The organism is Streptomyces sp. NPDC001750 (genome assembly GCF_042892615.1).
GTDB lineage: Bacteria > Actinomycetota > Actinomycetes > Streptomycetales > Streptomycetaceae > Streptomyces.
The window spans coordinates 1-9,300 of the sequence record NZ_JBIAUE010000070.1 but is presented as its reverse complement, the minus strand read 5'-3'; the positions used below and the strand labels follow the sequence as shown (position 1 = coordinate 9,300).

Here is a 9,300-nt window from a genome sequence, read left to right as displayed (position 1 = left end):
GGATCGGGATCGTGGGCCGCGTCGGGACGATGACCGTGGTGGGTACCGGGGTCCGCGTCGGGACGACGACCGCGACGGACGTCAGGGCAGCGGATTCGAGCGCAGGGACGACCGGCCTCGCACTCCTCGGGATGATCGTCGGGACGACCGGGATCGTGGGTTCCGTCGGGATGATGATCGGCGTGGTGGTGGGTTCCGTCGGGACGACCGGGATCGGGATCGGGATCGTGGGCCGCGTCGGGACGATGACCGTGGTGGGTACCGGGGTCCGCGTCGGGACGACGACCGCGACGGACGTCAGGGCAGCGGATACCGGCGCGAGGACAGCCGTGGCGGCGGATACCGCGGGCAGCGCGACGACCGCGGTGGCCGGGGCGGCTACCGGGGGCGCGAGGACAGGGGCGGGTACGGACGGCGTGACGATCGTGACCGCGAGCCCGTCAAGCGGCTCCCCATCCCGGATGACGTCACCGGTGACGAGATCGACAAGGACGTGCGGCAGGAGCTGATGAGCCTGCCGAAGACCCTCGCCGTGGACGTGGCCAGGAACCTCGTCATGGTGGCCCGGCTGATCGACGAGGACCCCGAGCAGGCGTACACGTACTCCAGGGTCGCTCTGCGGCTGGCCTCGAGGGTCGCCGCCGTGCGTGAGGCGGCCGGGTTCGCCGCGTACGCGACGCAGAAGTACTCGGAGGCGCTCGCGGAGTTCCGGGCGGCCAGGCGGATGACCGGTTCGGTGGAGCTGTGGCCCGTCATGGCCGACTGCGAGCGGGGACTGGGACGTCCCGAGCGGGCGTTGGCCATGGCCGGTGAGCCCGAGGTGCGGAAGCTGGACAAGGCCGGTCAGGTCGAGATGCGTCTGGTGGCCGCCGGGGCCCGCCGTGACCTGGGACAGATCGACGCCGCCATCGTCACGCTGCAGAGTTCCGAACTCGCCTCGAACGCCGTGCACGCGTGGACGCCGCGACTGCGGTACGCGTACGCGGACGCCCTGCTGGCCGCCGGGCGCGAGGACGAGGCGCGCGAGTGGTTCGGCAAGGCGCTGGAGGCCGACAAGGACGGCGTGACGGACGCGTCCGACCGGCTGGCCGAGCTGGACGGGGTCGAGTTCGTGGACGCCCTCGACGAGAACGAGGGCGAACACGGGAACGAGCGCGCGGACGCCCCGGCGGCGGACGCCGCCCCGGCCGAGCACGAGCGCGGCGCCAAGGACGAGAACGGCTCCTCCGAAGCGTGAGACAGGGGAGAGGGGGGGGGGCCCCCCCCCCGGGCGCCCCCCCCCCCCGCCGCTCGAACTTGGACGCGGGGCCGCGGGCCCGCCGCCCCGCCGGGGCCGGCGGGGGGGGGGGGGGTGGGGGGGGGGGGGGGGGGGGGGCCCCGCCCCGGGGGGGGGGGGCGCCCCCCCCCCCCCCCCCCCCCCCCCCGCCGCGGGGGGGGGGGGGCCCCCCCCCCCCGGGCCCCCCCCCCCCTCTCCCATGTCCGGAATCAGTCGTCGAGAGCGAGGCTCCGCAGCACCAGCCCGGAGGCCGGCTTGGGGCCGAAGGACGTCGACTTGCGCGGCATGGTCACACCCTGCCGGGCGAGGTCCCGCACCACGTCCTCGTGCACCGGGTGCATCAGGACCGCCGTTCCGTCGCGCCGCTCGGCCTGCTCCACCGCGGCCGCCGTGTCGTGGATGTACCCGATGTGCTCCGGGGCGTCCGGGATCCGCCAGACATGATCCAGCAGGACCGCGTGCAGGACCGTCGCGTCGAGGGACCGCCAGGCGGCCGGGCGGTCGGCCGGAACCGTACGGCGCAGCAGCGCGGAGTCGGGGCGGTCGACCAGGTGGAAGCCGCCGTCGCCGGCGAGCAGGAAGGCGTTCCCCTCGGCCGCCGCCCCGGCGAGCACGTCCAGGGCGTGGGGCAGCGGGCCCTCGACGTCACGGACGCGGAAGAGACCGGTCAGCGCGGCGAGCGCGTCGGCGACGGGCAGCCGGTGCAGCAGCCGGTGGATGGCGCGGACCCGGAGTGGATAGCGGGCCGTGTCGACGAGCAGGACCAGGCCGAAGTCCCAGGGGCCGGGTGCGGTGTGCTCCCGCTGAAGGCGGAGGTAGGTGGCCCAGCGGTGGTGTCCGTCGGCGATCAGGGCCTGGTGGCGGGCGAGATCCGTCTCGATCTCGGCCCGGTCGGCCGGATCGGTGACCGCCCAGAGCCGGTGGCGGAAACCGTCCTCCGTGGTCGTCGCGAGCAGCGGCGGGCGGTCGACGGTCCGCTCGACGACACCGGCCGCGCCCGAGGCGTCGCCGCCGCCGCGGTAGGTGAGCAGCAGCGGTTCGAGATGGGCGGCCGTGGAACGCATCAGGTCGGCCCGGTCCTCGACGACGTGCGCCATCACGTCCTCGTGCGGCAGCACCACGCCCTCGGCGGGGGAGGAGAGTGCCAGCGCCCCGACGATGCCGCGCTGCAGGATCTCGGCGTTCCGCTGCTCGTACACGTACAGGGCGGGGGTGGGATCGGGGGCGAGTATCCCTTCGGCCAGCCAGTGATGCAGGGTCTCGGCGGCCTGCTTGTTGCGGGCCGCGGCCGTGTCCGCCTGCGGCAGGATCAGCCGGACGATGTTGTGCGGGTCCGCCGACTCCAGGTGATGCAGTCCGTCGGGGCGCACGACGACGTCGTACGGCGGTGAGGTCACCGCGGCGAGACTGCCGACCCGCTCGGGGACGTAACGCAGTCCGCGGAACGGGACCAGACGCAGTCCCCGGCGGGCCGGACCTGATGTGTTCATCACTGCATCGTAAGTGCGCGGCCGGGATGCGCGATGATCGGGACAGAAGCCCGTACCGAGGAGCGCAAAGAATGAGTCAGGCGAGCAGGACCAGGCCGAGCGGCAGCGGCACCGCCCTGAGCGAGGCGTACGACACGGCGCTGCTGGACCTCGACGGGGTGGTGTACGCGGGCGGTCGCGCCATCGCGCACGCCGTCGACTCCCTGGGCGCGGCGCGCGACGGCGGGATGCACCTCGCGTACGTGACCAACAACGCGCTGCGCACGCCGGACGCCGTCGCCGCGCACCTGACCGAGCTCGGCATTCCGGCCGGGCCCACCGATGTGATCACCTCCGCGCAGGCGGTTGCCCGGCTGATGGCCGATCAGCTGCCGGCCGGGGCGCGGGTGCTCGTGGTGGGGGGAGAGGGGCTGCGCGTGGCGCTGCGGGAGCGCGGCCTGGTCCCGGTGGAGTCGGCGGACGACGATCCGGCCGCGGTGGCGCAGGGGTACGGCGGGCCCGAGATGACATGGGGGCGGCTCGCGGAGGCGGCGTACGCGATCAGGCGCGGGGCGCCGTGGTTCGCGTCCAACACGGACCTGACGATTCCGAGCGCCCGGGGCATCGCGCCGGGGAACGGGGCGGCGGTGGAGGTCGTACGCATCGCGACCGGGGCCGAGCCGCAGATCGCCGGGAAGCCGCTGCCGCCGATGCACCGGGAGACGGTACTGAGGACCGGGGCCGAGCGGCCGCTGGTCGTCGGGGACCGGCTGGACACGGACATCGAGGGCGCGTTCAACGGCGGTGTGGACTCCCTCCTCGTGCTCACCGGGGTGACGGACGCGGCCCTGCTGCTGGCCGCCGGGCCGGAGCACCGGCCCACCTACGTCGACGCGGACCTGCGGGGGCTGCTGACGGGGCAGCCCGAGGTGACACGGGCGGGAGACCGGTTCGGCTGCCGCGACTGGAGCGCCTCGGTGCGCGGCGAGGAGATGGTGCTGGAGGGGGACGGCGACGACGTGCTCGACGGGCTGCGGGCATTGTGCGGCGCGGCGTGGTCGTACGCCGGGGACGGTTCGTGCGGCCTGGACGCGGGGAAGGCGCTCGCCCGGCTGGGCCTGTAGCGCTGGTGGTGCCCCCGACGATCGGTCGAGAGGAGAGGTTAGGCTAACCTAACTTCGTTGTGCCGGGTGTGCCGCCGGTCCGCGCGGCCGGCCCGGTACAGCGGGACGGGGCGGGGCCCGGCCCGGTCGTCGTCCGCGGTGGCGGACGGCGGTTCCGCCGCCCGATCACCTCCGACTCCGGGAGATACGACCGTGCAGCGCCTCACCGCGGACTCGGTGACCCTCGGCTACGACCGGCGGCTCATCGCGGAGAACCTCTCGGTCGAGATCCCCGACCACTCGTTCACGGTGATCGTGGGCCCCAACGCCTGCGGCAAGTCGACCCTGCTGCGCGCGCTCTCCCGGACGCTGAAGCCGACCGTCGGGCGGGTGCTCCTCGACGGGCAGTCCATTCACGGGATACCGGCGAAGACGGTCGCCAGGACGCTGGGGCTGCTGCCGCAGTCCGCCGTCGCGCCGGACGGCATCACCGTCGCCGACCTCGTAGCACGCGGTCGTTACCCGCACCAGAGGCTGCTGCGCCAGTGGTCGCCCGACGACGAACGCATCGTCGCGGAGTCGATGGCGGCCACCGGGGTCGACACGCTCGCCGATCGCTATGTCGACGAATTGTCCGGCGGGCAGCGACAGCGCGTCTGGATCGCCATGGCGCTCGCACAGCAGACGCCGTTGCTGCTGCTCGACGAGCCGACCACGTACCTCGACATCCAGCACCAGATCGATGTCCTCGACCTCTGCGCGGAGCTGCACGAGACGCAGGGGCGCACGCTGGTGGCCGTCCTGCACGACCTGAACCACGCCGCCCGCTACGCCACCCATCTCGTCGCGATGCGTGACGGAGCGGTGATCGCCGAGGGGCTGACGGCGGCACGGCCGGTCGGAGCCCCGCGCCCGCGGCGCCGTTACAGCAGCGCCCTGAGCCTCAGCAGATCACGGAAGCCGGCCTCCAGGCGGACCCGGCCCGATCCCCACGCCTTCGCGAAGTTCAGCTCGCCGTCCACCATCGCCACCAGATCGTCGCCGTTCATCGCCAGCCGGATCTCGGCCTTCTCGCAAGGCGGTCCGTCCACCGTGTTCAGTACCTGGATCCGGCCATCGGTCAGCCGGCCGACGAAGGTGACGTCGAGGTCCCTGACGTGACAGCTCAGCGAACGGTCCAGAGCGGCCGCGAGGCGCACGTCGCCGTTCGCCCCCGCGAGATTGTCGGAAAGTCTGTCGAGTGCGCTGCGGCACTCAGCCATGGTCGCCATCGTGACCGACGGTACCGCACCCCTTCGCGGTAGCGTTTCCCGCATGAGCGACTCGATGCCGGGGCCCGGTGCGGCGGCCGGAACAGTGCCCGCGACGGCGTCCGGGGCTCCGTCCGCCGAAGCGGCGGCGGACCCGGTCGCCGAGGGCGCGTCCCCCGGTGCCGCGCCCCTTCCCGAGCCCGGCGTCCCCGCGCCCCTCGGCATCGCCCGAATCTCCACGGGGGACGCCGGGGTCGACGCCTGGCTGGAACGTCTCGCCGATGCCGACCACCTCCCGGCGGAGGGGCACGTCCAGGTGTACGAGGATGTACACGAGGGCCTGCGCTCCACGCTGACCGCGCTGGACACCGGGCCCGCACCCGCACCGATGCCCTCGTACGACAACAGGAGCTGAACCGAACGTGGCAGGAGTGGCACGTCGCCGCCTCGACGCCGAACTGGTACGCCGCAAGCTCGCCCGCTCACGCGAGCACGCGAGCCAGCTGATCGCCGCGGGGCGGGTGACCGTCGGGGGCAACACCGCGACCAAGCCCGCCACCCAGGTCGAGACCAGTGCGGCGCTCGTCGTGATCAAGGACGACAGCGACCCGGAGTACGTCTCGCGCGGCGGGCACAAGCTCGCGGGCGCCCTCGCCGCCTTCGTGCCCCTCGGGCTGGAGGTCGAGGGGCGACGCGCCCTGGACGCCGGCGCGTCGACCGGCGGCTTCACCGACGTCCTGCTGCGGGCCGGCGCCGGTCACGTCGTCGCCGTCGACGTCGGCTACGGGCAGCTCGCCTGGTCGCTCCAGTCCGACGACCGCGTCACCGTCAAGGACCGCACCAACGTGCGGGAGCTGACGCCGGAGGCGATCGACGGGCAGCCCGTGGACCTGGTCGTCGGCGACCTCTCGTTCATCCCGCTGGGGCTGGTGCTGCCCGCCCTGGCGCGCTGCGCCGCCCCCGACGCCGACCTGGTGCTCATGGTCAAGCCGCAGTTCGAGGTCGGCAAGGAACGGCTCGGCAGCGGCGGGGTGGTACGCAGCCCCGCGCTGCGGGCGGAGGCGGTGCGTGAGGTGGCACGCCGGGCCTGGGAACTGGGCCTCGGGGTGCGGGGGGTGACGGCGAGCCCGTTGCCGGGGCCCTCCGGGAACGTCGAGTACTTTCTGTGGCTGCGGGCCGGAGCACCGGAGCTGGATCCCGCGGATGTCGACCGTGCAGTGGCGGAGGGGCCTCGTTGACGACGAATGCGGCACGAACTGTCTTTCTTCTGGCACACACCGGCCGCCCGGCCGCGATCCGCAGCGCCGAACTCGTGGTACAGGGACTGCTGCGCAGCGGCCTCGGCGTGCGGGTACTGGCCATCGAAGCGGAGGACCTGCCGCCGCTGCCGCCGTCCGTCGAGACGGTCACGGACGCCACCCCCGGGGCCATGGACGGCTGCGAGCTGCTGATCGTGCTCGGCGGGGACGGGACGTTGCTGCGCGGCGCGGAGCTGTCCCGCGCCTCCGGAGTGCCGATGCTCGGCGTCAATCTCGGCCGGGTCGGCTTTCTCGCCGAGGCCGAGCGCGACGACCTGGACAAGGTCGTCGACCGGGTCGTCACCCGGGAGTACCAGGTCGAGGAACGGATGACGCTCGACGTCGTGGTGCGCAGCAACGGCGACGTCGTCCACACCGACTGGGCGCTCAACGAGGCGGCCGTGCAGAAGGTGTCGGCCGAGCGGATGCTGGAGGTCGTCCTGGAGATCGACGGCCGTCCGGTGACCGGGTTCGGCTGCGACGGGATCGTCTGCGCGACCCCGACCGGATCGACCGCCTACGCCTTCTCGGCGGGCGGTCCCGTCGTCTGGCCCGAGGTCGAGGCGCTGCTCATGGTCCCGATCAGCGCCCACGCGCTGTTCGCCAAGCCGCTGGTGACCTCGCCGGACTCGGTGCTCGCCGTCGAGGTCCAGCAGCACGCCCCGCACGGGGTGCTGTGGTGCGACGGGCGCCGGACCGTGGAGCTGCCGGCCGGTGCGCGGGTCGAGGTGCAGCGCGGCACGGTGCCGGTACGGCTGGCGCGGCTGCACCACGCCTCGTTCACGGACCGGCTGGTGGCCAAGTTCGCCCTGCCCGTCTCGGGCTGGCGCGGCGTCCCGCAATGACCGGCCGTTCCCGGGGGAGAGGCGGCCCGTACCGGCCCGTCGCCCCGGGGGCGCGGCGGCCCCGCACCGGCCGCTCCTTCCGGGGCCGCGAGGCGCCCCGCACGCACCGTCGGACGTTCCCCCGCTGGCGGTACCGGGCGCGCCAGGTGCACACGGGAGAGTGAATCGCGCAGGCGGGGCCCGTCGCACTCCGGGGCCCGGACCTCGTAAGGTCATGTCCGTGTTGGAGGAGATGCGGATACGGTCGCTCGGAGTCATCGACGACGCGGTGGTCGAGCTGTCGCCCGGGTTCACCGCCGTGACGGGCGAGACCGGCGCGGGCAAGACCATGGTCGTCACCAGCCTGGGGCTGCTGCTCGGCGGACGCGCCGATCCCGCCCTCGTGCGGATCGGGTCCAAGGCGGCGGTCGTCGAGGGGCGGATCACGGTGTCCGAGGGCGACGCCGTCGCGTCGCGGGCGGAGGAGGCCGGGGCCGAGTTCGACGACGGGGCCCTGCTGATCAGCCGTACCGTTTCCGCGGAGGGGCGTTCCCGGGCGCATCTCGGCGGCAGATCCGTGCCGGTCGGTGTGCTCGCCGAACTCGCCGACGAACTCGTCGCCGTGCACGGCCAGACCGACCAGCAGGGGCTCCTCAAGCCCGCCCGGCAGCGGCAGGCCCTCGACCGGTACGCGGGCGACGGCGTCGCCCTCCCGCTGGCCCGGTACACGACGGCGTACCGGCGGCTGCGGGCCGTGCTCACGGAGCTCGACGAGCTGACCACGCGCGCCCGCGAACGCGCCCAGGAAGCGGATCTGCTGCGCTTCGGCCTCGACGAGATCGCCGCGGTCGAACCGGTCGCGGGTGAGGACGCCGACCTTGCAGCCGAGGCCGAGCGGCTCGGCCACGCCGAGGCCCTCGCCTCCGCGGCGGCCCTCGCGCACACCGCGCTCGCGGGCAATCCGGAGGACCCGGAGGGCGTCGACGCGACGACGGTGGTCTCGGCCGCCGGACGCGCGCTGGACGCCGTGCGCTCCCACGACCCGGCCCTGGCCGCGCTCGCCGACCGCATCGGCGAGATCTCGATCCTGCTGGCCGACGTGGCAGGTGAGCTGGCCGGGTACGCCGACCGGCTGGACGCCGACCCGCTGCGGCTCGCCGCTGTGGAGGAGCGGCGCGCCGCGCTCGCCGCGCTCACCCGCAAGTACGGCGAGGACATCACCGCCGTGCTCGCCTGGGCCGAGGAGGGCTCCGCCCGGCTCACCGAGCTGGAGGGCGACGACGACCGGATCGGCGAGCTGACAGCCGAACGCGACACGCTGCGCGCCGAACTCTCGGTACTGGGGCAGGAGTTGACCGAAGCGCGCACGGAGGCGGCGGCACGCTTCGCCGAGGCGGTGACCGAGGAGCTGGCCTCGCTCGCCATGCCGCACGCCCGGGTCTCCTTCGCCGTCCGGCAGACCGAGGCGGCCGACGAGGCCTCCGGCATCGACGTCGGCGGGCGCAGCGTGCTCTACGGGCCGTCCGGCGCCGACGAGGTCGAGCTCCTGCTGGCCCCGCATCCGGGCGCCCAGCCGAGGCCGATCGCCAAGGGGGCGTCGGGTGGTGAGCTGTCCCGGGTGATGCTCGCCGTCGAGGTGGTCTTCGCCGGTTCCGACCCCGTGCCCACATATCTCTTCGACGAGGTCGACGCGGGCGTCGGGGGCAAGGCGGCCGTCGAGGTCGGGCGGCGGCTGGCGAAGCTCGCCCGGTCCGCGCAGGTCGTCGTCGTCACGCACCTGCCGCAGGTGGCGGCCTTCGCGGACCGGCAGCTGCTGGTCGAGAAGACGGTCGACGGGGCGGTGACCAGCAGCGGGGTCACGGTCCTGGAGGGCGAGGACCGGGTACGGGAGCTCTCCCGGATGCTCGCGGGCCAGGAGGACTCGCAGACGGCACGCGCCCATGCGGAGGAGCTGCTGGCCGCGGCTCGGGCGGACGTCTAGTGCTGTGACCGGCAAGGTTTGCCCGGAAGGAGCGTCGTCCGGTGCTTCCCCAAGCTCTCAGCCTTGTTCGAGCAGGGGAGACCCCATTGATCGCAAGGC

8 protein-coding genes and 2 pseudogenes are annotated in these 9,300 nt (G+C 74.0%); 8 read left to right on the top strand and 2 right to left on the bottom strand.

Going from position 1 to position 9,300, the window contains the following annotated elements:
* Together ACFYY6_RS38035 and ACFYY6_RS38030 are read left to right on the top strand one after the other, a co-directional pair.
* Window positions 1-509, top strand: a pseudogene (locus ACFYY6_RS38035) (hypothetical protein); the annotation flags it as partial.
* Window positions 509-1,237, top strand: a complete 729-nt coding sequence (locus tag ACFYY6_RS38030) for a hypothetical protein (RefSeq protein ID WP_351526125.1) — start codon at window positions 509-511, stop codon at window positions 1,235-1,237. The pseudogene ACFYY6_RS38035 and the gene ACFYY6_RS38030, both read left to right, overlap by 1 nt.
* 248 nt (window positions 1,238-1,485) lie before the next feature.
* Here ACFYY6_RS38030 and ACFYY6_RS38025 read toward each other — a convergent pair whose 3' ends face one another.
* Window positions 1,486-2,766, bottom strand: a complete 1,281-nt coding sequence (locus ACFYY6_RS38025; RefSeq protein ID WP_351634538.1) for a DUF1015 domain-containing protein — start codon at window positions 2,764-2,766, stop codon at window positions 1,486-1,488.
* Between the two features lie 71 nt (window positions 2,767-2,837).
* Here ACFYY6_RS38025 and ACFYY6_RS38020 point away from each other — a divergent pair, with 71 nt between their 5' ends.
* Window positions 2,838-3,869 (top strand): HAD hydrolase-like protein, encoded by a 1,032-nt coding sequence (locus tag ACFYY6_RS38020; RefSeq protein ID WP_351525592.1) that lies wholly within the window; start codon window positions 2,838-2,840, stop codon window positions 3,867-3,869.
* Between the two features lie 192 nt (window positions 3,870-4,061).
* Window positions 4,062-4,727: pseudogene (locus ACFYY6_RS38015) on the top strand (ABC transporter ATP-binding protein); the annotation flags it as partial.
* 44 nt (window positions 4,728-4,771) lie between these two features.
* Here ACFYY6_RS38015 and ACFYY6_RS38010 read toward each other — a convergent pair.
* Window positions 4,772-5,119 (bottom strand): SCP2 sterol-binding domain-containing protein, encoded by a 348-nt coding sequence (locus ACFYY6_RS38010; protein WP_351525590.1) that lies wholly within the window; start codon window positions 5,117-5,119, stop codon window positions 4,772-4,774.
* A gap of 43 nt (window positions 5,120-5,162) precedes the next feature.
* Between ACFYY6_RS38010 and ACFYY6_RS38005 the strand changes: the two genes are divergently transcribed.
* From ACFYY6_RS38005 to recN, 4 genes are all read left to right on the top strand, one after another.
* Window positions 5,163-5,513 (top strand): hypothetical protein, encoded by a 351-nt coding sequence (locus ACFYY6_RS38005; RefSeq protein ID WP_388650251.1) that lies wholly within the window; start codon window positions 5,163-5,165, stop codon window positions 5,511-5,513.
* Between the two features lie 7 nt (window positions 5,514-5,520).
* Window positions 5,521-6,336 carry a TlyA family RNA methyltransferase gene (locus ACFYY6_RS38000; protein ID WP_073791583.1) on the top strand — a complete coding sequence of 272 codons (816 nt, stop codon included), beginning with the start codon at window positions 5,521-5,523 and terminating at the stop codon, window positions 6,334-6,336.
* Entirely contained in the window at window positions 6,333-7,241 is a 909-nt protein-coding gene (locus tag ACFYY6_RS37995) for an NAD kinase (protein ID WP_389197715.1), read from the top strand. Before ACFYY6_RS38000 ends, ACFYY6_RS37995 begins: the two co-directional genes overlap by 4 nt.
* A 214-nt stretch (window positions 7,242-7,455) precedes the next feature.
* Window positions 7,456-9,201, top strand: coding sequence for a DNA repair protein RecN (gene recN / locus ACFYY6_RS37990; RefSeq protein ID WP_351525587.1), 1,746 nt, complete (start codon window positions 7,456-7,458; stop codon window positions 9,199-9,201).
* The last annotated feature ends 99 nt before the right edge of the window (window positions 9,202-9,300 follow it).